This window comes from Actinomadura sp. NTSP31 (genome assembly GCF_041951385.1).
Lineage (GTDB): Bacteria > Actinomycetota > Actinomycetes > Streptosporangiales > Streptosporangiaceae > Spirillospora > Spirillospora napierensis.
In genome coordinates this window covers 17,086-38,216 of record NZ_JBGNUT010000033.1, presented here as the reverse complement: position 1 = coordinate 38,216, position 21,131 = coordinate 17,086, and the positions used below count along the sequence as shown (strand labels likewise).

The window sequence follows — 21,131 nt, the reverse complement described above, 5'->3', positions numbered from 1 at the left end:
CGGGCCGCCGGCTGGTGACGCGGGCCGCCGGCTGGTGACGCGGGCCGCCGGGGGGTGATCCTCCCGGCGGCCGGAGGTTCGGCTCCGTCCCAGCGCACGGTCTCGGAACCGCCATCGGAGGGTGAGGCCCGGGCAACGCAGCCGCATAAGGTCCTTTCTGCGGGGAAGATCCGGCCTCATGAGCACACCGGGAAGCGAACCGAAGACGGCGGCGGACGAGCACCACGACGGCCCCTCGCATTCCGCCGCGACCGCCGCTCTCCTGGCGGGCGCCGCCGCGCTCGGCGGCTTCCTGTTCGGTTACGACTCCTCGGTCATCAACGGGACGGTCGACGCGCTCAAGGACACCTTCCACCTGAGCGGCTTCGTCGTCGGCTTCGTGGTGTCGGCGGCGCTGCTCGGCTGCGCGGTGGGCGCGTGGTTCGCCGGCCCGATCGGCGACCGGATCGGCCGGGTGAAGGTGATGCTGGCCGCGTCCGCGCTGTTCGTCATCAGCTCGCTCGGCTCGGCGTTCGCCTTCAGCGCCGTCGACCTCACCGCGTGGCGGCTGGTCGGCGGCCTGGCGATCGGCGCCGCGTCGGTCATCGCGCCCGCCTACATCGCCGAGATCGCGCCCGCCGAGCTGCGCGGCCGGCTCGGCTCGCTGCAGCAGATGGCGATCGTCCTCGGCATCTTCGCCGCGCTGGTCGTCGACTACGTGATCTCCCAGGTCTCCGAGGGCGGCGCGACCGGGACCTTCCCCTGGGGCGGCGGCGCCTGGCGGTGGATGTTCGCCAGCGCGGCCGTGCCCGCGGTGTTCTGGGGCGTGATCGCCACGACCATCCCCGAGTCGCCGCGCTACCTGGTGAAGAAGCACAAGATGACCGACGCGCGGCGGGTGCTCGCCCGGGTCATGGGCCGCGGCGACGTCGACGGCAAGATCAAGGACATCGGCCGGTCGATCGCCGAGGACCGCGCGGTGCACCTGCGCGACCTGCGCGGCTCGCGGCTCGGCCTGCTGCCGATCGTGTGGGTCGGCATCCTGCTGTCGGTCTTCCAGCAGTTCGTCGGCATCAACGTGATCTTCTACTACTCGTCGTCGCTGTGGCAGGCGGTCGGCTTCTCCGAGAGCAACGCGATGCTCACCTCCGTGATCAACTCGGTGGTCAACGTGGCGTTCACGCTGGTCGCGATCGCGCTGGTCGACCGGGTCGGGCGGCGCCCGCTGCTGCTCGGCGGCGCGGCGGGCATGGCGCTGTCGCTCGGGACGCTGACGGCCTGCTTCGCGACCGCCCACGTGGTGGACGGCAAGCCGGAGCTGAGCGGCGCCGCCGGGCCGATCGCGCTCGTCGCCGCGAACGTCTTCGTCGCCGCGTTCGCCGCGACGTGGGGCCCGGTCGTGTGGGTGATGCTCGGCGAGATGTTCAACAACTTCATCCGGGCGTCGGCGCTGGCCGTCGCCGCCGCCGCGCAGTGGCTCGCCAACTGGGTGGTCACGACGACCTTCCCCGGCATCTCCGGCTTCTCGCTCAGCCTGGCCTACGGCCTGTACACCGCGTTCTCCGTGCTGGCCTTCGTCTTCGTGATCCGCGCCGTCCCGGAGACGAAGGGACGCGAGCTGGAGGACATGGACCGGCTCGAAGGACCGCGGCGGACGGCCCGCGCATGAGCGCGGGAACCGCCGTGCCGGGGGAGGCGGCCGTCGGTTACCATGAACGCATGCAGGCCGTATCGCTCGTGTTCGAGACGACGACGCCGGGTCGCACCCGGCGCCACGGCCGCATGCACTGACATCGCACGCTGTGAGGGCCCCGGGAGCGATCCCGGGGCCTTCGCGCTCTGCGGGGTCGCGGCCGGGTCCTCCCGGAAGAGGACAGGAGCGGCCGATGGAGGCGGATGCGTCCGGGGGAGACCCCGAGTCGATAGCATCGGAACCCGTTGATCCCCAACCACCATCACGAGGAGTACCCGTGTCCACCGTGTCTGAGCTGCGCATCACCCTCGACGGGAGCGAGCGGGCGGTGCCGGCGGGCACCACCGCGGGGCAGGCACTGGACGCCGACGGCCGCACCGTGATCGCCGCCCGGGTCAACGGCGAGCTGCGCGACCTGGCCGGCGAGCTGCACGACGGCGACGCCGTCGAGCCCGTCGAGATCGGCTCCGACGACGGCCGGGCCATCATGCGGCACTCCGCCGCGCACGTCATGGCGCAGGCCGTGCAGGAGCTGTTCCCCGAGGCCAAGCTCGGCATCGGCCCCCCGGTCGAGAACGGCTTCTACTACGACTTCGACGTCGCCGAGCCGTTCACCCCCGACGACCTCAAGCGCGTCGAGAAGCGGATGCGCGAGATCGTCAAGCAGGGCCAGCGGTTCTCCCGCCGCCCCGTCTCCGACGACGACGCCCGCGCCGAGCTGGCCGCCGAGCCCTACAAGCTGGAGCTCATCGGCCTCAAGGGCTCCGGCCCCGTCGAGGACGCGGCGGACGGCGCGAACGTGGAGGTGGGCGGCGCCGAGCTGACCATCTACGACAACCTCGACGCCAAGTCCGGCGAGCTGCGCTGGAAGGACCTGTGCCGCGGCCCGCACCTGCCGTCCACCCGGGTCATCCCGGCGTTCAAGCTGATGCGCTCGGGCGGCGCGTACTGGCGCGGCAGTGAGAAGAACCCGCAGCTCCAGCGCATCTACGGCACCGCGTGGGAGTCCCGCGAGAAGCAGGACGAGTACCTGAAGTTCCTGGAGGAGGCCGAGAAGCGCGACCACCGCCGCCTCGGCGCCGAGCTCGACCTGTTCTCCTTCCCCAACGAGATCGGCAGCGGCCTCGCCGTCTTCCACCCGAAGGGCGGCGTCGTCCGCCGCGTCATGGAGGACTACTCGCGCCGCCGGCACGAGGCCGCCGGGTACGAGTTCGTCAACACCCCGCACATCACCAAGGGCAACCTGTTCGAGATCTCCGGCCACCTCGGCTGGTACAAGGACGACATGTTCCCGCCCATGGAGGTGGACGGCGGGGACTACTACCTCAAGCCGATGAACTGCCCGATGCACAACCTGATCTTCCGGGCGCGCGGGCGGTCCTACCGGGAGCTGCCGCTGCGGCTGTTCGAGTTCGGGTCGGTGTACCGGTACGAGAAGTCCGGCGTGGTGCACGGCCTCACCCGCGTCCGCGGCATGACCCAGGACGACGCGCACATCTACTGCACCCGCGAGCAGATGGTCGGCGAGCTGAAGAACCTGCTCACCTTCGTGCTCGACCTGCTGCGCGACTACGGCCTCAACGAGTTCTACCTGGAGCTGTCCACCCGGGACGACTCGGAGAAGTTCATCGGCTCCGCCGAGGACTGGGCCGAGGCGACCGCGGCGCTGGAGGAGGCAGCCGGCGACTCCGGGCTCGACCTCGTGCCCGACCCGGGCGGCGCGGCCTTCTACGGGCCGAAGATCTCCGTCCAGGCCAGGGACGCGATCGGCCGCACCTGGCAGCTGTCCACCATCCAGGTCGACTTCAACCAGCCCAAGCGGTTCGAGCTGGAGTACCAGGCGGCCGACGGCACCCGCAAGCAGCCCGTCATGATCCACCGGGCGCTGTTCGGGTCGATCGAGCGGTTCTTCGGCGTGCTGCTGGAGCACTACGCGGGCGCCATGCCGCCGTGGCTGTCGCCCGTCCAGGCGGTCGGCATCCCGATCGGCGACGCGCACGTCGCGCACCTGGACCAGGTCGCGGCCCGGCTGCGCGAGCGCGGGATCCGGGTGGAGGTCGACTCCTCCTCCGACCGGATGCAGAAGAAGATCCGCAACGCGCAGAAGCAGAAGATCCCCTACATGCTGCTCGCCGGCGACGAGGACGTCGCGAAGGGCGCGGTGTCGTTCCGGTACCGCAACGGGGAGCAGAAGAACGGCGTGCCGATCGACGAGGCAGTCGAGGAGATCGTGAAGGCCGTGGAGGCCCGCGTCCAGATCTGAACGGCGCCGCCCGCGTCCGCGCCCGCCCCCGCGCGGGCGCGGACGCGGGGGCCCGTCAGTCCGTGGAGATCACGTAGGGCTTGCCCGCCAGGGCGCCGACCGCCCACATCGTGCGGGTGCCCGGGACGCGCGTGAGGCCCCTGACGATCGCGGTCGTCTCGAGTTCGGTCCGCCAGGCGCCGTCGGTGTAGTGCAGCAGGACCGAGCCCTCCGGAGCGTTCCGTCGTGCCCCGGCCGCCCAGACGCCGCCCGCGCCGTCGTCCGCGACGGGCCCGGTGAACCGGACGCCGTCGGGCGCCGGCGGGCTCTGCCAGGCCGACCCGTCCCAGTGGTGGGCGCCGCCATCGCCCACGGCCCAGACGTTGCCGGTCCCGAGGGGAAGGACACCCGTGATCCGTCCGGACTGCCCCGCGAGCTGAGGGGGCGTCATGTTGTGCCACGTCGAGCCGTCGAAGCGGGCCGCGTAGAATCGCCCCTCCCCGTAGGGGGCGGCCTCCGCGCCCACGGCCCAGACGTCGTCCGGTGCCCGCTGCCTGATGGCGCGGACGTCCATCGCGCCGGTGTCCTCCGGCGTCCAGGCGCCGGACCAGCGGTAGACGGCCGAGCCGCCGTGCGCGCGGTCGGCGTACCCGGCGGCCCAGGCGCCCGCCCCGTCGGCGTCGAGCGCGAAGAAGCAGGTGAGAGGTGGCGCGGAGACCTCGTTCCAGGCGCCGGCGTTCAGGTGCGCGAGGTAGGGCGTGCCGCAGCTCACCCCGTCGGAGCGGTCGCGGGGGCCCGCGGCCCACACGTCGGTCCCGGAGACGGCGTCGAGCGCGGTGATCTGCCCGCTTCCCGTCATGCCGGGCGTGCCGATCCAGGACCAGGACGCGCCGTCACCGCTCTGCAGGACGGGGTTCTGATAGGAGCGCGGGGCGCACTGCCCGAACTCCCCGCAGAACGGGGGCACGTAGGAGCTCTGCCACTGGTAGCCGCCGGCCCAGATCGCGCCGGGCCCGGCCGCGGTGACGGCGGTCAGGCCGCTGGTGCCGAGGGTGAAGGGCGTGTTGCGGCCCGTCCAGGCGGTGTCGGCGTGCGCGGGGGCGGCGGCGAGCGCGGCGGTCATCGCGGCCGCGGCGAGTCCGGCCGGCAGGGCGCGGGCGGCTCTCCTCTTCGTGAACTTCACATCACGCAATATGTGACAACGCGGCGGTCACTCTCTTGTCCGGAGCGTGACAAGTTCTCCGTGCGGGACGTGATCGGCACTGGGCACAATCGCGGGATGTGTCCACGCGGCGGTCCCCGGGACCGGATGCTCGACGCCACCTCCGCGATGGTGGCGAACGGGGACTGGGACGCCCTGCGCCTCGCCCAGGTGGCGCGGGCCGCCGGGGTCAGCCGGCAGACGGCCTACAACGAGTTCGGGTCGAAGGTCGGGCTCGGCCGCGCGCTCGTCGAGCGGGAGGTCGACGCGTTCCTCGGCGGCGTGCAGGAACGGATGGAGCGGTGCGCCGACGACATCCCCGCGGCGGTGGAGGCGGCCGTGCTGTTCACGCTCGCGGAGGCGGAGCGGCGGCCGCTGCTGAAGCACGTCCTCGGCGCCGGGCGGTCCCGCGACGACGACCTGCTCGCGCTGGCCACCCGCGGCCGCGACCCGATCGTCGCGCACGTGGTCGCGGCGTTCCGCGGCTACGCCGACGCGACGTGGCCGGCCGTCCCCGCCGAGGTCAAGGACCTGCTCGTCGAGACGCTGATGCGGGTCACCGTCAGCCATGTCGTCGCGCCGCTGCACGGGCCGGGCGAGGTGGCGCGGAGCCTGGCGGAGCTGACCCGGCGGCTGCTGGGGTGAGCGGGGCGACCGGCCCCGGCCGGGCCACGGCGGACCCGGGCATGAGGGACATGGGGGATCCGCGGAGTTGGTAGCCTCAACGGTCACGTTCCAGGGACCGGGGAGAGGGCCGAGATGAAGTCCACGAGGCCGCGGCGGCGGGGGCCGCGGCCGGCGCGCCCGATCTGGGGCCGGGTCGCCGGCTACGGGGGCGCCGCGCTGCTCGTGGCGGCCGCTCTCGTGGTGCTGCTCGTCCCGCTGCTCGACGGGCACGGGGGCGGCACCGGCGCCGCGGGCGCCACCGGGACGGCGGGCGCCGGCACGTCGCCGACGGTGGGCCAGGGCGTCGTCCCGGGCCCGTCCGGGCAGCCCGTGACGCCGACCAATCCCGTGCCGCAGGGCAGCGGGGGCAGCCCCTACACCGGGGGCGGCCAGGGCGGCGGCATGCAGATCCCCGACCAGAACGGCACATCCGGCACCGACTGGTGCCCGCAGGGGACGGCCTTCTACCGCGCCTCGGGCGGGAACGTCGACGTGACCATCACCGTCTCCGCCAGCGGGCTCGTCCGCGTCGAGATGTCGGTCAAGGGGCACGCCATGCAGACCCGGCAGAGCAGCGTGTCGGGGGGGAAGCCGCACACCTTCCGGTTCAAGAACGTCTCCGCCGGGCTCGTCCAGAAGGTGAAGGTGACGACCGTGTCGGTCGGGGTGGCCATGCAGAACTGCTACGCGCGGCCCGCCTGACGTCGGATACCGCTTGGTACGCGGGCGCGGCGCGCCTAGAGTGCGTGTCCTGTGCCCGGGCCCGTTCCCGTGGGCGGGAGGGGAGCGGCCCCGCCGGCGCCCGCCTCGCCGGACCCCGCTCCCGGCGAGCGGCGGACGTCCTCGACCGCCACGTTGACCGCGGTGACCCGCGCGCCCAGCATCAGCCCGGTCATCCGCGCCACCCCGGCCTGCACCGCCGCCGCCACGTCCCTGATCACGTGGCCGTACTCCACGACGACGCCGACGTCGACCGTGACCGCGTCGCCCGAAACCGCGTCGCCCGAGCGGCGGACCCGCACCCCGGAGCCGAGCGCGCAGACGCCGCCGGCCTCCAGCGCGGCCAGAACGGCGACCTTCTCGGCGATCTCGTCGCCGATCGTGATCCGCCCCTCCACCGGCGGCGCGGCGGTCGCGGTCGCCGACGAGCCCGCGGAGGACCCCGCGGACGGGGCCAGCGAGGGCCCCGGCGGGGGCGCGGGCAGCGGCGGCGGCACCGGCCGGCCGGAGGCCCCGGGGAAGAACGGCATCGGCCCCGCCCCCGGGTGCGCTTCGGCGCCGTCCGCGGCGCGGCCCCTGTCGAGCTCGCTCATGATCGCTCCCACTGGTCGGCTGGACGACCATGGTGTCGGAGAGAGCGGTGATACGTCACGCAGGCCCCCGTTCGCGGGCGCGTCCGCGGCGTCCGCCGGGCAGCCCGGCTACGTGCCCTCGGCCTCCCCTCTCTATGCTGCTGGTCAGGCCGTGAACAAAAGGAGACCGCCGCCTTGACCGCAGAGCCGGAGAAGCCCGTGGACCAGCAGGGGCGCGACGAGGCGTCCGGGCCGGGCGCCGGGGAGCGCAGGCCCCGCCTGGAGGAGGAGAGGGGCGGCGCCGGCACGCCCGACCACTTCCAGCGGTTGTGGACCCCGCACCGGATGGCCTACATCAAGGGCGAGAACAAGCCCACCGGCCCGGACGCCGGGGAGGGCTGCCCGTTCTGCGAGATCCCGGAGATGTCCGACGAGGACGGCCTCGTCGTGGCGCGCGGCCGGTCGGTTTTCACCGTGCTCAACCTCTACCCCTACAACTCCGGGCATCTGATGGTCGTCCCGTACCGGCACGTCGCCGACTACGGCGAGCTCGACGAGCCGGAGTACACCGAGCTGGCCGTCTTCACCCGGCGCTCGCTCGCCGCGCTGCGCAAGGCCAGCGGCGCGCAGGGGTTCAACGTCGGCATGAACCTCGGCCTGGTCGCCGGGGCCGGCATCGCCGCGCACCTGCACCAGCACGTGGTGCCGCGGTGGGGCGGCGACACCAACTTCATGCCGGTCGTCGGGCACACCAGGGTACTGCCGCAGCTGCTGCGCGACACCCGGCAGATCCTCGCCGACGCCTGGCCGCAGGACTGACGGTGCCGGCGCGCACCTGCGGCACGCCGTGCACGGACGGCACGGCATGATGGACGCCATGACGCGACGCGAGCGGCCGGTGCTGGTCTACGACGGTGACTGCGGGTTCTGCACCACCTCGGTGCGGTTCCTGGAACGCAACGTCCCCGTGGACGCCGAGGTCGTCGCGTTCCAGTTCGCCGACCTCGCCGCACTCGGCACCACCCAGGAGCGCGCGGAGCACGAGGTGCTGTGGGTCGACCGGGCCGGTCGCGTCAGCGGCGGCGCGGAGGCGATCGGACGGCTGCTGACGGCGGCCGGCGGGATCTGGCGCGTCCCCGGCGTCGTCATGCGGACGCCCCCGGTGAGCTGGCTCGCGCACGCCGTCTACCGGCTCGTCGCGAACAACCGGCAGCGGATGCCCGGCGGCACGGCCGCCTGCATGCTGCCCGCCGCGCAGCGCCCCGGCGCCCAGGGCTGACCGCCCGCGGCCCTGCTCGCCGGCGGTCAGGCCGCCTCGACCGCGACCGCGTCGGCCGCGGCAGCCCGGCCGCCCAGCGTCCGGCGGAGCCCCGAAGGGAGCCGCCCGGTCAGCCGCTCCAGCGGCAGGAACGCCGCCAGCCAGATCGCGTGCGGCAGGAAGTGGATGCTCATCAGCGCGTAGGTGGCGGCGTGGAACCCGGCGAAGAACAGCACGAACAGGTACAGCGGCCGGCCGCGCAGGAAAAGCAGCGCGGGCGAGACCGCCTCCGCCGTGATCATGAACCACTGGCTGGCCTTCAACACCAGCGGATAGCCGATGAGGCTGCGCCCGAACGCCGTCCCGCGCCGGCTCAGCGCCCACTGGACGGTCGCCCCGTTCGGCCAGGCGGGGAACCCGCCGATCCGCACCTTCGCCCACATGGACAGGAAGTAGGCGGCCACCACCGAGATCTGGATGCCGCGCACCGCCCACGCGGACGACTCGCACCCGCGCTCGTCGTCGATCCGGGCCCGTCCCACGCTCGGCAGCACGAACAGCGCCACCACGAGCGCGAGATGGTCGTGGTCGACCTTCCCGTACGACATGCTGATCGTGACCCACCACAGGTACCCGCACGCGCAGACATAGCCGGTCAGCCGCGGCAGGAACCGGCCCGTCGCCGCGGCGAACCCGGTCGCGAGCGTCACGGCGAGCAGCGCGTACATCGCGGCGGGCGTGGGCGCGGGCAGGTGCAGCAGCCGCCCGGCCAGCACCGGCCGGTACAGGTCGGCGGGCAGCCGGGCGTGCGCCAGCGAGCTGCCGGTCAGCAGCAGCATGTCGAACGGCAGGAACGCGTAGCCGAGGATCCGCAGCCAGGCGATGCGGGCGCGCGGGACCGGGCCGAACCACCAGCGGTCCCACGGGGTGCGGGCGGGGCCGGGCTCCGCGCCGGCCGGCGCGACGGGCCTCGGCGCCTCCGGCGTCGCGGCGGCGGTCACCGCACGTCCCAGACGACGCGGTTGACGCGCCTGGTCGACACGACCTTGCCGTGCTCCAGCCTCTTGATCTCTTCCACCACGTAAATCCTGGTGAGCCGGGGATCGTGGGGATGCAGCCGGCGCTGCCCCTCGGCGATCCCCTGCAGCAGCGCCGGATGGTGGACGATGCGGTCCATCTGCCCCTCGATCTCGGCGCGCTTCATGCCGGTCCCGACGGCGTCCCGGGACAGCTCGACGTGCCGGCCCTCGGCGGTGTCGGCCTCCAGCCAGAACGATCCGATCGTCCCGCCGTCGTTCTTCACCGAGAACGCGAACTGCGTCATCGGCCCGATGGGGAAGTCGTCGTTGCTCCCGTACGCGCTGGTGAACAGCAGCGCGGCGACGAAGGCCGCGCCCGCGAGCGACCGCCAGAGCCGCGCGCGGGCGCCCAGGCGGAGGACAGGTAGGTTCACCGGGCAAGCCTAGAGCGCGGCCCGCCGCAGCTGCGACACGGTGACGAAGTCGAAACCCCGGCCGCGCAGCCCGCGGATCATCGCGGGCAGCCGCTCGACCGCCGCCTCGCGGCTCCGGGCGCCGACATCGTGGGCGAGCACGATGGTGCCGGGCCGGGCGTTATCGACGACGGCGGAGACCATCTCGGCCGGCTCGCGGCTCAGCCGGAGGTCCTGCACCAGCAGCGACCACAGCGCGATGTCGTAGCCGTGCTGGGCGGCGACGTGCAGGGTGGTGCCGCCGAGCCGGCCCCACGGCGGCCGCAGCAGCCTCGGGGTCCGCCCGGTGACCTGCTGGATCGCCTCGTGCGTGCGGTGGATGGAGCGGTACGCGTGCGCGAGGCTCAGCTTGGACAGGTCGTCGTGGTTCCAGGTGTGGTTGCCGATCTCGTGCCGGCCGAGGCGCCCCTCGACGAGATGGGCGTTGCGGACCAGGCGGCTGCCCACCACGAAGAACGTCGCCGGGACTGCCGCCTCGTCGAGCGCGTCCAGGGCCTGCGGCGTCCACTTCGCCATCGGCCCGTCGTCGAAGGTCAGCGCGACCAGCCGGCGCCGGATGTCGACCGACCACACCACGTCGACCTGCCGGTCGGGCGGCTGCCAGGAGTCGACGGACGCGGCGGAGGCGGGGGTCGGCGGGCCGTCCCCGCGCCAGGCCTGCTCGGTGGCGAACCCGGCGCCGGCCGCGAACAGCCCTCCGGCCGCGAGGCCGATGCCCCGGACCACATTGCGGCGCCCGGGTCGTGCGGGCCGCCGATCTTCCCCCGTGTCGCTCATAGCGCAGTAAGAGTTTCACGACGGAAACCGCCCGCCATCGCCCAAGAAGCCTAAATCGGAGTCACCCTCAGGGATGAGGCCGCGCCGCCAGTTGGACGACTCCGGAAGGAGCATCCGGGGTGTCCCGGGTGGACCACGACGGCGACGGGACGGGGACGGGCGGCCCGCTCGCCTCCGCCCGTCCCCGTCCGCCGCGCGCTAGTCGTGCACCGCCTCCGCCTTGGCGACCTTCTCCGCCAGATGCGAGGGGAGCGGCTCGTAACGCAGGAACCTCCGGTCGAACGAGCCGGTGCCCTGCGACATCGACCGCAGGTCGATCGCGTACCGGACGATCTCCAGCTGCGGCGCCTCGGCCTTGATCATCGTGCGGCCGCCCGGCACCGCCTGCGTCCCCAGCACCCGGCCGCGCCGCGAGGTGAGGTCGGACATCACCGCGCCCACGTACTCGTCGGCGATCAGCACGGTCACCTCGTCCACCGGCTCCAGGAGCAGCACCGGCACCTGCCCGGCGGCGTCCTTCAGCGCGAGCGCGCCGGCGGCCTGGAAGGCCATGTCGGAGGAGTCCACCGAGTGCGCCTTGCCGTCGTACAGCGTGACCTTGATGTCGACCAGCGGGTAGCCGGCGGACACGCCGCGCTCCATCTGCTGCCGCACGCCCTTCTCGACCGACGGGATGAACTGCCGCGGCACCACGCCGCCGACGATCTTGTCGACGAACTCGAAGCCCTCGCCGGACGGCAGCGGCTCCACCTCGACGTGGCAGATCCCGTACTGGCCGTGGCCGCCGCTCTGCTTGACGTGCCGGCCGAGGCCCTTGGCGGACCCGCCGAACGTCTCGCGGAGCGGCACCCTCAGCTCGACCCGCTCCACCTCGACGCCGTACCGGCCGCTGAGCCGGTCGATCAGCACGTCGGCGTGCGCCTCGCCCATGCACCACAGCACCAGCTGCCGGGTCTCGGCGTTGTTCTCCAGCCGCAGCGTCGGGTCCTCGGCGACGAGCCGGCCGAGCGCCTGGCTGAGCTTGTCCTCGTCGGCCTTCGACTTGGCCCGGATCGCCACCGGCAGCAGCGGGTCCGGCATCGTCCACGGCGCCATCACCATCGGGGACGACGGGTCGGACAGGGTGTCGCCGGTCTCGGCCCGCGACAGCTTCGCCACCGCGCAGATGTCGCCGGCGCCGCACGAGGCGACGGTCCGCTGCGTCTTGCCGAGCGGGGAGGTGAGGGCGCCCACCCGTTCGTCGACGTCGTGGTCCTCGTGCCCGCGCTCGGCCATGCCGTGCCCGGACACGTGCACGGTCATGTCGGGACGCAGCGTCCCGGAGAACACCCGCACCAGCGAGATCCGCCCGACGTAGGGGTCGGACGCGGTCTTGATCACCTCGGCGACGAGCGGCCCGCCGGGATCGCAGCCGACCTCCTTCGGCGGCCCGCCGTCGACGGGCGTCACCGCCGGGATGCCGTGCTCCAGCGGCGAGGGGAACGCCTGGGTGACGACTTCGAGCAGTTCCAGCATCCCGACGACCGGGCCGGGGTGGTCGCCGTGCGGCACCGACGTGGCGAGCACCGGGTAGAAGCTGCCGCGCGCCACCGCGGTCTCCAGGTCCTCGATGAGCGCCTTGACGTCGATCTCCTCACCGGACAGGTACCGGTCCATGAGGGTCTCGTCCTCGCTCTCCTGGATGATCCCCTCGATCAGCGAGGCGCGCTGCTCGGAGATCTGCTCCAGGTACCGCGGGTCGGGCGCGCACTCGGTGCGCTCGCCGGTGGAGTAGTCCAGGCAGCGCTGGGTGAGCAGCCCGACCAGGCCCTTCAGCCCGTCGCCGCCGGCCGCCGGGAAGTACAGCGGCAGGACACCCTCGCCGAAGGCGTCCTGGCAGCTCAGCACCACGTCGTCGAAGTCGCCGCGCTGCTGGTCGATCTTGGTGATGACGACCGCGCGGGGCATCCCCACCGCGGCGCACTCCTCCCAGATCATCCGGGTGAGGCCGTCGATGCCGTCCACCGCCGAGATCACGAACAGCGCCGCGTCGGCGGCGCGCAGCCCGGCCCGCAGGTCGCCGACGAAGTCGGCGTAGCCGGGGGTGTCGATGAGGTTGACCTTGATGTCGCCGTGCTGGAGCGGGGCGAGCGCGAGATTGACCGAGCGCTGCTGGCGGACCTCGACGTCGTCGAAGTCGCTGACCGTGGTGCCCTCCTCGACGCGGCCGGCCCGCTGCAGCGTGCCCGCCGCCGCCAGCAGCGCCTCCACGAGCGTGGTCTTGCCCGCCCCCGAATGGCCGACCAGCGCGACGTTGCGCACCTTGTCGCACCCGCCGGCCTCCGGTGCCCTGCCGGGGGCTCCCGGGTGTCCTCCCTTGTCCGCCATGGCTACCTCCTCGGAGGGGCCTCCTCGCGGGGGCCCGCGTGCGGCTGGGGCCCGGCCCGGAGGGGCCCGGCCCTGACGTCCGAGTGCGGCGTCCGACCTCGTCCAACGTGCGTGACCGACGTCACACCCGTGTCAACACCCTTTCCCGTGCGCGGCGGGACCACAAGGGGTGAACGGCATTCAACCCGCTTCTGTCCGCCGCGCGGGGCGGCAAACCCGGGCCTGACCGCGCCGGGCCGGCGGCCGCACTACGATTGGGCCCGCCAACGGCGGCCCCCCTGGCCGATGCCGGCGGCCCTTCCACCCGGCAGCAGGAGAACGGACGGCGATGCTCAACAGAATCAGGCCCGCGCTGGGGCGCGTCCTGACGCCCATCGGACGGACGGTCGCGCGGACCGGGGTGTCGCCCAACGCCATCACCGTCATCGGCACCGCCGGCGTCGCGGCCGGCGCCCTGGTGCTGTTCCCGCGCGGGGAGTTCTTCTGGGGCACGATGGTGATCACCGCGTTCGTGCTGTTCGACATGCTGGACGGCGCGGTCGCCCGGGTCACCGGCAAGATCTCCAAGTTCGGCGCGTTCCTGGACTCCACGATGGACCGGGTCGCGGACGCGGCGATCTTCTCCGGGCTGATGATCGGGCTCTACCGGGACGGGCAGCACGGCCTCGCCGGCGCCGCCCTGTACTGCCTGGTCGCCGGGGTCGTGGTGTCCTACGCCAAGGCCCGCGCCGAGGGCCTCGGGTACACCTGCAACGTGGGCATCGCCGAACGCGCCGAACGCCTGATCATCGCGCTGGTGGCGGCCGGGCTGGACGGCCTCGGCGTCCCGTACGTCCTGGCGATCGCGCTGTGGGTGCTCGCGGCCCTCAGCACGGTCACGGTGGGGCAGCGGTTCGCGACGGTCTACGCCCAGGCGAAGGCCGCCCCCGCGGCGGACCCCGCCGGCCCCGGTTCCGGCCCCGGCGCGTCCGCGGCCTCCGGCGGGTCCGAGGACGAGGAGAACGGCGAGAAGGCGCACGCGAAGGCCGGGCCGGGCCCGCGGCGATGACCCGCTCCGCGCCGGCGGCGCTCCGCGACGAGGTGATGGACGCCGCGTACGCGATGGGCTGGACGATCGTCCGCAAGATGCCCGAGGGCGCCGCCCGGCTCGCGTTCACCGCGGTCGCCGACCGCGCCTGGCAGGCGCACGGGGCCGGCGTCCGGCAGCTGGAGCGCAACCTGTGCCGCGTCCTCGGCAAGGACGCCGTCGACGACGAGGTCCGCGTCCTCAGCAAGCGGGTGCTGCGCTCCTACGCCCGCTACTGGCTGGAGGTGTTCCGGCTGCCCGAGTACGGCCGGGCGCGGATCCTCGGCCGGATGCGGGTCACCGGCGAGAAGAAGATCTTCGCCAACCTCGACGCCGGCCGCGGCGTGATCCTCGCGCTGCCGCACATGGGCAACTACGAGCACGCCGGCGCCTGGCTCGCGGCCTGCGGATACCCGTTCACGACGGTCGCCGAGCGCCTCAGGCCCGAGTCGCTGTTCGACCGGTTCGTGGCGTTCCGCGAGAGCCTCGGCATGGAGGTCCTCGCGCACACCGGCGCCTCCGCATTCGGCCGGATGGCCCAGCGGCTGCGCGGCGGGCGGCCCGTCTGCCTGGTGGTCGACCGCGACCTCACCGCGAGCGGCGTCGACGTCGAGTTCTTCGGCGCCACCGCCCGGATGCCCGCCGTTTCCGCCGCGCTCGCGGTCCAGACGGGCGCCGCCCTCATTCCCGTGACACTCTGGTACGAGGGGAAGTACTGGGCGGCGCGCGTCCACGAGGAGATCCCGGTCCCGGACGAGGGCGCCAGGCGGGAGAAGATCCGGACCATGACGCAGGAGACCGCGCGGGTCTTCGAGGCGGGCATCGCCGCCCACCCGGAGGACTGGCACATGCTGCAGAAGGTCTGGGTGGACGACCTGGAACCGCCCCGGCCGGGAGGGGCGCCGCGGTGAACGTCGGCATCGTCTGCCCCTACACATGGAACGTCCCCGGCGGCGTCCAGCAGCACATCCGCGACCTCGCCGAGGCGCTGACCGCGCTCGGCCACCGGGTGTCGGTGATCACTCCCGCGGACGACGACGCCGAGCTGCCGCCCTACGCCGTCTCCACCGGCCGCGCCGTGCCCGTCCCCTACAACGGCTCGGTGGCGCGGATGGCGTTCGGGTTCCTGTCCTCGGCGCGCGTCCGCCGCTGGATCAACGAGGGCCGGTTCGACGTGCTGCACGTCCACGAGCCCGCCGCGCCGTCGCTCGGCCTGCTGGCGTGCTGGGCGGCGGACGGGCCGATCGTCGGCACCTTCCACGCCTCCTACGAGCGGTCCCGGGCCCTGTCCGTGACCGCGCCGATCCTGCGCAGCGCCCTGGAGAAGATCAACGGCCGGATCGCGGTGTCGGAGGCGGCCCGCACCAGCCTGGTCGAGCACCTCGGCGGCGACGCGGTGCTGATCCCCAACGGGGTCGCCACCGAGCGGTACGCGATGGCCGACCCGCTGCCCGGCTGGCCGGGCCGCTCCGACACGCCGCGCGGCGCCGAGGCGCTCGGCTTCCTCGGCCGGATGGACGAGCCGCGCAAGGGCCTGCCGGTGCTGCTGCGGGCCTTCGAGATCCTCGGCCGCCGCCGTCCCGGGCTGCGGCTGCTGCTCGCCGGGCCCGGCGACGCCGACGACGTGGCCGCCCGCGTCTCACCGGAGCTGCGCGACCGGGTGGTCGTGCTCGGCATGGTGAGCGAGGAGGAGAAGATCCGCGCCTACCACTCGGTGGAGGTGTTCGTCGCGCCCAACGTCGGCGGCGAGAGCTTCGGCATCGTGCTCGCCGAGGCGATGTCGGCGGGCGCCCCCATCCTCGCCAGCGACATCGAGGCGTTCGACCGGGTGCTGCTCGGCGGCCGCGCCGGCGCGCTGTTCACCGCCGGCGACCACGAGGCCCTCGCCGCCGCGGCCGGCGCGCTGCTGGACGATCCCGCCCGGCGCAAGCAGCTGTCCGCCGAGGCGCGCGCCGCCGTCCGCGCCTACGACTGGTCATCGGTGGCCCGGGACGTCCTGCGCGTCTACGAGACGGTCGCCTACGCCGGCGCGGGCGTCGTCGAGTCCGGCCCGGGCGCCTGAGGGATCACCGATGCTCTACCACTGGATCATCGACGTCCTGTTCTGGATCGCCGTCGTGTTCCTCGTCGGCGTGTACGTGTCGTGGCGCGCCACCCGGCTGGACCGGCTGCACGTCCGCGTCGAGACCGCCCGCGCCGCGCTGGACGCCGCGCTGGTCCGGCGGGCCGCCGCCGCGCTGGAGCTCGCGGCCTCCCGGCTGCTGGACCCGGCCGCGAGCCTCGTGCTGGCCACCGCCGCGCACGAGGCCCGCACCGCCGACGCCGACAACCGCGAGTTCGCCGAGAGCGATCTGTCGCGGGCGCTGCGCGCCGTCGCCGACCAGCCCGACTTCGCCGGCACGGTCGCGGGGAAGGGCGGCGGCGAGGGCGCCGACGTCCTGGAGGAGCTGTCCTCGTCGTCCGCGAAGGTCGCCTACGCCCGCCGCTTCTACAACGACGCCGTCGCCCAGGCGCGGGCCGCGCGCCGCAAGCCGCTCATCCGGGTGCTGCCGCTGGCGGGACGGGCGGCCCTGCCCGACTTCTTCGAGATCGACGACGACCCGCCCCGGTTCTGACCGCCGGCCGGATCCGCCGCCCGGATCCGGGGGCCGATCGAGCCCGTCGGGGCGCCCGCGCGTACAGCGGACCGGGCGAACGCATCATTTCCGTTCGCTACCCTCGGGCAGATCGCCGCAAAGGGAGGGTTATGCGACACGCGTGGCACAGGACGGCACGGGGGCGGGCGGCCGCGGGGCTCGGCGCCGTCGTGCTCGGCTCGGCCCTCGCGGCCTGCTCGGACTCGCACGGATCGGGCACCGCGGCGCCGCCGAGCGCGCACGGCGGGACGGCGTCCGGGAGCCCGGTGCCGGCGACGCACCCGTTGAACGGCGGCACCAGGGGGATCGGCAACCCCGTCCTCGCCGTGAAGATCGAGAACACCAAGCCCGCGCTGCCGCAGGCGGGGGTGTCCGCCGCCGACATCGTCTACGTCGAGCAGGTGGAGGGCGGCGAGACCCGCCTGATGGCGGTGTACTCCTCGAAGCTGCCCAAGCGCGTCGGGCCGGTCCGCAGCGCCCGGATCTCCGACCTGCACATCCTTCCGCAGTTCGGGCATCCCGCCTTCGCGTTCTCCGGTGTGCAGAGCAAGATGAAGAAGTACATCCGCAAGGCGCCGGTGTACGACATCTCACAGGAGAACGCCGGTTCCGCCTACTCCCGCTCCAGTGCGAGGCAGATCCCGTACAACCTCTACGGCGACCCGAAGGCCCTGCTCAAGAAGGCGCCCAAGGCGTCCGCGCCCCGCGACATCGGCTTCCGGTTCGGCCCGGCGCCGGAAGGCGGCAAGCCGACCGGGTCGTTCACCGCGAAATGGCCGGCCGCGACCATGGGGTTCACCTGGTCGGCCAAGGCGAAGCGCTGGCTCGCCAGCTGGGGCGGCAAGCCCGACATCGCGGCCGAAGGCGGCCGCCTCGGCGGCGCCACGATCGTCGTCCAGTACGCCAAGACCACCCGCTCGAAGTTCCACGACTTCCTCGGCAGCTACACCCCGCTGATCCAGACGACGGGCACCGGCCGCGCCACCGTGCTGCGCGACGGCAAGTCCTACGACGCCAAGTGGTCGCGCCCCTCGGAGACGGCCGGGACGACCTACACCACCCCCGGCGGCAAGCCGATGACGTTCGCGCGGGGGCAGGTCTGGGTGGTCCTGCTGAACGACGGCAAGCCCCACATTCCATAGCGCCGCGGGCGCCCGGTCAACGGCCAATTCCCGCCCATTGGCCTGCCCCCGGAGGGGCGTCGAAACGGCCCTCAAGCAGGCAATACCATGGAAGGCGACCTGTCGTCCGCGCACGTGAGGAATGCCCGTGTCCACTTTGAATTCCGCCCCGGAGAACGCGCCCGAGACCGGGACCGCCCGCGTCAAGCGCGGCATGGCGGAGATGCTCAAGGGCGGCGTGATCATGGACGTCGTCACCCCCGAGCAGGCGAAGATCGCCGAGGACGCCGGCGCCGTCGCGGTGATGGCGCTGGAGCGGGTGCCCGCCGACATCCGCGCCGAGGGCGGCATCTCCCGGATGAGCGACCCCGACATGATCGACGGCATCATCGGCGCGGTGTCGATCCCGGTGATGGCCAAGGCCCGCATCGGCCACTTCGTCGAGGCCCAGGTGCTGCAGGCCCTCGGCGTCGACTACGTCGACGAGTCCGAGGTGCTCACCCCCGCCGACTACGAGAACCACATCGACAAGTGGGCGTTCACCGTCCCCTTCGTCTGCGGCGCCACCAACCTCGGCGAGGCGCTGCGCCGCATCACCGAGGGCGCGGCGATGATCCGCTCCAAGGGCGAGGCCGGCACCGGCGACGTCTCCAACGCCACCACGCACATGCGGCGGATCCGGCAGGAGATCCGCCGGCTGCAGAACCTGGCGGAGGACGAGCTGTTCGTCGCCGCCAAGGAGCTGCAGGCCCCCTACGAGCTCGTCAAGGAGGTCGCGAAGGCCGGCAAGCTCCCCGTGGTGCTGTTCACCGCCGGCGGCATCGCCACCCCGGCCGACGCCGCGATGATGATGCAGCTCGGCGCCGAGGGCGTGTTCGTCGGCTCCGGCATCTTCAAGTCCGGCAACCCCGCGCAGCGCGCCGAGGCGATCGTCAAGGCCACCACCTTCCACGACGACCCCGGCGTGATCGCCAAGGTGTCCCGCGGCCTCGGCGACGCCATGGTCGGCATCAACGTCGCCTCCCTCGGCGAGGACCAGAAGTTCGCCCACCGCGGCTGGTGACCCGTTCCGCCGGCGGGATCCCCCTCCCCGGCGCGCCGCCGGAGGGATTACGCTGGCGGCGCGGCCGGTGAGGGGCCGGGTCACCGGGGCGGGCCCCCCGGAGACCGGGCGCCCCTGCGCGGTGCCCGGCCGCGGGAGGGGAGAGCATGGCTTGGTCCGTCGCGCTGGCGTGCGCGAGCGCGGGTGAACCCACCGAGGTGTTCCGGCCGGGCCTGGTGCCCGACCCGGACGCGGCAGCGCGGATCGCGCGCGGCCTCTACCCGGCGGCCACCCTCACCGAGACCGGTGACACGGTCCTGGACTTCGCGCTCTGGCCGTACGAGGACGAGCTGTTCGTCGGCGCGTTCGAGCGGGCGCTGCTGCTGTGCGACCGGCGGCTGTTCTGCCTGGACGACGACGCCCGCCGGATCGCCGACACCGCGGCCGCCGCGCTGCCCGGCGCGTCCTGCGGCGTGCTGGTCCTGCACACGGTCATCCGCGGCTGCTGGTTCCGCTGGTACACCGCGGGCGAGCTGCTCCGCGACGTGTTCGTCACCGCCGAGGACGGCGTCGTCGTCGACCAGGGCGAGCGGCTCCCCGCGGAGCTGCCGTTCTGGCGGGCCATCGACGCCGGCGCGCCGGACGTGCCGCTGCCCTTCGACCACGAGGAGTTCGGGCTGGCGCTCGCCGCGGCGCACATGTTCGGCCGCGGCATCGCCGACCGCGGCAAGGACGGGTTCCTGCCGCTGGAGCTCCCGCTCCGCCGCTTCAAGCACGCGTAGTCTTCGCGACTCCGGCCCAGGGCGCCGGGCACGCCCCGGGGAAGATCAGCCCGGCTGCCCGGTGTTGTAGAGAGTGTCCAGGGCCATGGCCCGCCCGTGCCGCCGCGCGACCCCCGAGAGGTTCCCCACGTGACTGCTGCCGTACCGACGATCGGCGTCCTCGCCCTCCAGGGCGACGTGTTCGAGCACGCCCGCGCGCTCGACCAGGCCGGGGCGCGCACTGTGACGGTGCGCCGCGCCGAGGAGCTCGACCAGGTCGACGGGCTGGTCCTGCCGGGCGGGGAGTCCACCACCATGTGGCGGCTGGCGCGCGCGTTCGAGCTGCTGGAGCCCCTGCGCAAGCGGATCGAGGCGGGCCTGCCCGCCTACGGCTCCTGCGCCGGCATGATCATGCTGGCGGACCGGATCCGGGACGGCGCGGCGGGCCAGGAGACCGTCGGCGGGATCGACATGACCGTGCGGCGCAACGCGTTCGGCCGGCAGGTCGACTCCTTCGAGTCCGACGTCCCGCTGACCGGTATGGGGGACACGCCGTACCACGCCGTTTTCATCCGCGCACCCTGGGTGGAGTCCGTCGGCGACGCCGTCGAGGTCCTCGGACGCGCCGAGACCGGGCCGAACGCCGGTAGGATCGTCGCCGTCCGCCAGGGCCGCCTGATGGCGACCGCCTTCCATCCGGAGCTGACGGGCGACTTCCGCGTGCACCACTACTTCGCCGATCTGGTGCGCCGGGCGATGCGCAAGGAGGATTGACTGAATGTCCGGCCATTCCAAATGGGCGACGACCAAGCACAAGAAGGCGGCCCTCGACGCCAAGCGGGGCAAGCTCTTCGCCAAGCTGATCAAGAACATCGAGGTGGCGGCCCGCACCGGCGGCGGCGACCCCGACGCGAACCCCACCCTCTACGACGCCATCTACAAGGCGAAGAAGAACTCCGTCCCCAACGACAACATCGAGCGCGCGCGCAAGCGCGGCGCCGGTGAGGAGGCCGGGGGCGCGGACTGGCAGAACATCACCTACGAGGGCTACGCCCCCGGCGGCGTCGCCGTCCTGATCGAGTGCCTGACCGACAACCGCAACCGCGCGGCCTCCGAGGTCCGGGTGGCCCTCACCCGCAACGGCGGCTCCCTCGCCGACCCCGGCTCGGTGTCGTACATGTTCACCCGCAAGGGCGTCGTGATCGTCCCGAAGGCGGGCACCAGCGAGGACGACGTCATGATGGCCGTCCTGGACGCCGGCGCCGAAGAGGTCAACGAGCTCGACGAGGAGAACTTCGAGGTCGTGAGCGAGGCCGGCGACCTGGTCGCGGTCCGCACCGCCCTCGTGGAGGCCGGCATCGACTACGAGTCGGCCGAGAGCAAGTTCCTGCCCAGCGTGACCGTCCCGCTGGACGAGGAGAACGCCAAGAAGGTCTTCCGCCTCCTGGACGCGCTGGAGGACTCCGACGACGTACAGGACGTCTACGCCAACTTCGACGTCTCGGACGAGGTCATGGAGAAGATCGACGCCTGAGGCG

The 21,131-nt window shown here is 73.3% G+C and carries 21 protein-coding genes; 15 read left to right on the top strand and 6 right to left on the bottom strand.

What is annotated here, in order from left to right:
• The first annotated feature begins 178 nt into the window (after positions 1-178).
• Entirely contained in the window at positions 179-1,648 is a 1,470-nt protein-coding gene (locus ACA514_RS39165; protein WP_375046357.1) for a sugar porter family MFS transporter, read from the top strand.
• A gap of 301 nt (positions 1,649-1,949) precedes the next feature.
• On the top strand, positions 1,950-3,935 hold the full coding sequence (gene thrS / locus ACA514_RS39160; RefSeq protein WP_375046356.1) for a threonine--tRNA ligase: 1,986 nt from the start codon (positions 1,950-1,952) through the stop codon (positions 3,933-3,935).
• 55 nt (positions 3,936-3,990) lie between these two features.
• Here thrS and ACA514_RS39155 read toward each other — a convergent pair whose 3' ends face one another.
• Positions 3,991-5,097: a hypothetical protein gene (locus ACA514_RS39155; protein WP_375046355.1), complete on the bottom strand. Its 1,107-nt coding sequence runs from the start codon at positions 5,095-5,097 to the stop codon at positions 3,991-3,993.
• Between the two features lie 96 nt (positions 5,098-5,193).
• On the opposite strand from ACA514_RS39155, the gene ACA514_RS39150 reads away from it, so the two are divergent.
• Both ACA514_RS39150 and ACA514_RS39145 read left to right on the top strand, forming a co-directional pair.
• Complete coding sequence (locus ACA514_RS39150; RefSeq protein ID WP_375046354.1) at positions 5,194-5,760, top strand: TetR family transcriptional regulator; 567 nt, start codon at positions 5,194-5,196, stop codon at positions 5,758-5,760.
• Between the two features lie 114 nt (positions 5,761-5,874).
• A complete protein-coding gene (locus ACA514_RS39145) occupies positions 5,875-6,483 on the top strand; it encodes a hypothetical protein (protein ID WP_375046353.1) in 609 nt (202 codons plus the stop codon).
• A gap of 35 nt (positions 6,484-6,518) precedes the next feature.
• Here the strand turns inward: ACA514_RS39145 and ACA514_RS39140 are convergent, their stop codons facing one another.
• Positions 6,519-7,094, bottom strand: coding sequence for an Asp23/Gls24 family envelope stress response protein (locus tag ACA514_RS39140; protein ID WP_375046352.1), 576 nt, complete (start codon positions 7,092-7,094; stop codon positions 6,519-6,521).
• A gap of 258 nt (positions 7,095-7,352) precedes the next feature.
• Between ACA514_RS39140 and ACA514_RS39135 the strand changes: the two genes are divergently transcribed.
• Together ACA514_RS39135 and ACA514_RS39130 are read left to right on the top strand one after the other, a co-directional pair.
• Positions 7,353-7,892, top strand: a complete 540-nt coding sequence (locus ACA514_RS39135; protein WP_375046439.1) for an HIT domain-containing protein — start codon at positions 7,353-7,355, stop codon at positions 7,890-7,892.
• A 58-nt stretch (positions 7,893-7,950) separates the two neighbouring features.
• Positions 7,951-8,352: a thiol-disulfide oxidoreductase DCC family protein gene (locus ACA514_RS39130; RefSeq protein ID WP_375046351.1), complete on the top strand. Its 402-nt coding sequence runs from the start codon at positions 7,951-7,953 to the stop codon at positions 8,350-8,352.
• Positions 8,353-8,378: 26 nt separating this feature from the next.
• Here the strand turns inward: ACA514_RS39130 and ACA514_RS39125 are convergent, their stop codons facing one another.
• From ACA514_RS39125 to ACA514_RS39110, 4 genes are all read right to left on the bottom strand, one after another.
• Entirely contained in the window at positions 8,379-9,332 is a 954-nt protein-coding gene (locus tag ACA514_RS39125; RefSeq protein WP_375046350.1) for a hypothetical protein, read from the bottom strand.
• Positions 9,329-9,784, bottom strand: a complete 456-nt coding sequence (locus ACA514_RS39120) for a hypothetical protein (protein ID WP_375046349.1) — start codon at positions 9,782-9,784, stop codon at positions 9,329-9,331. The genes ACA514_RS39125 and ACA514_RS39120 overlap by 4 nt, the downstream gene beginning before the upstream one ends.
• 9 nt (positions 9,785-9,793) lie before the next feature.
• Positions 9,794-10,600, bottom strand: coding sequence for a polysaccharide deacetylase family protein (locus ACA514_RS39115; protein WP_375046348.1), 807 nt, complete (start codon positions 10,598-10,600; stop codon positions 9,794-9,796).
• Between the two features lie 198 nt (positions 10,601-10,798).
• Positions 10,799-12,967, bottom strand: coding sequence for an elongation factor G-like protein EF-G2 (locus tag ACA514_RS39110; protein ID WP_375046347.1), 2,169 nt, complete (start codon positions 12,965-12,967; stop codon positions 10,799-10,801).
• Between the two features lie 328 nt (positions 12,968-13,295).
• On the opposite strand from ACA514_RS39110, the gene pgsA reads away from it, so the two are divergent.
• The 9 genes from pgsA to ACA514_RS39065 all read left to right on the top strand — a co-directional run bounded on the left by pgsA (position 13,296) and on the right by ACA514_RS39065 (position 21,127).
• On the top strand, positions 13,296-14,015 hold the full coding sequence (gene pgsA, locus ACA514_RS39105) for a phosphatidylinositol phosphate synthase (RefSeq protein WP_375046346.1): 720 nt from the start codon (positions 13,296-13,298) through the stop codon (positions 14,013-14,015).
• Positions 14,012-14,944 (top strand): phosphatidylinositol mannoside acyltransferase, encoded by a 933-nt coding sequence (locus ACA514_RS39100; protein WP_375046345.1) that lies wholly within the window; start codon positions 14,012-14,014, stop codon positions 14,942-14,944. Before pgsA ends, ACA514_RS39100 begins: the two co-directional genes overlap by 4 nt.
• Positions 14,941-16,095, top strand: coding sequence for a glycosyltransferase family 4 protein (locus ACA514_RS39095; RefSeq protein ID WP_375046344.1), 1,155 nt, complete (start codon positions 14,941-14,943; stop codon positions 16,093-16,095). Before ACA514_RS39100 ends, ACA514_RS39095 begins: the two co-directional genes overlap by 4 nt.
• 10 nt (positions 16,096-16,105) lie before the next feature.
• Positions 16,106-16,648 (top strand): hypothetical protein, encoded by a 543-nt coding sequence (locus tag ACA514_RS39090; RefSeq protein WP_375046343.1) that lies wholly within the window; start codon positions 16,106-16,108, stop codon positions 16,646-16,648.
• A 131-nt stretch (positions 16,649-16,779) separates the two neighbouring features.
• The gene (locus ACA514_RS39085; protein ID WP_375046342.1) at positions 16,780-17,811 is read left to right on the top strand and encodes a DUF3048 domain-containing protein; all 1,032 of its coding nucleotides are present in this window, start codon (positions 16,780-16,782) and stop codon (positions 17,809-17,811) included.
• A 136-nt stretch (positions 17,812-17,947) separates the two neighbouring features.
• On the top strand, positions 17,948-18,853 hold the full coding sequence (pdxS, locus tag ACA514_RS39080; RefSeq protein ID WP_375046438.1) for a pyridoxal 5'-phosphate synthase lyase subunit PdxS: 906 nt from the start codon (positions 17,948-17,950) through the stop codon (positions 18,851-18,853).
• A 146-nt stretch (positions 18,854-18,999) separates the two neighbouring features.
• Positions 19,000-19,614 (top strand): hypothetical protein, encoded by a 615-nt coding sequence (locus ACA514_RS39075; RefSeq protein WP_375046341.1) that lies wholly within the window; start codon positions 19,000-19,002, stop codon positions 19,612-19,614.
• 129 nt (positions 19,615-19,743) lie between these two features.
• A complete protein-coding gene (gene pdxT, locus ACA514_RS39070; protein ID WP_375046340.1) occupies positions 19,744-20,367 on the top strand; it encodes a pyridoxal 5'-phosphate synthase glutaminase subunit PdxT in 624 nt (207 codons plus the stop codon).
• Between the two features lie 4 nt (positions 20,368-20,371).
• Positions 20,372-21,127, top strand: coding sequence for a YebC/PmpR family DNA-binding transcriptional regulator (locus ACA514_RS39065; RefSeq protein WP_375046339.1), 756 nt, complete (start codon positions 20,372-20,374; stop codon positions 21,125-21,127).
• Positions 21,128-21,131 lie beyond the last annotated feature (4 nt).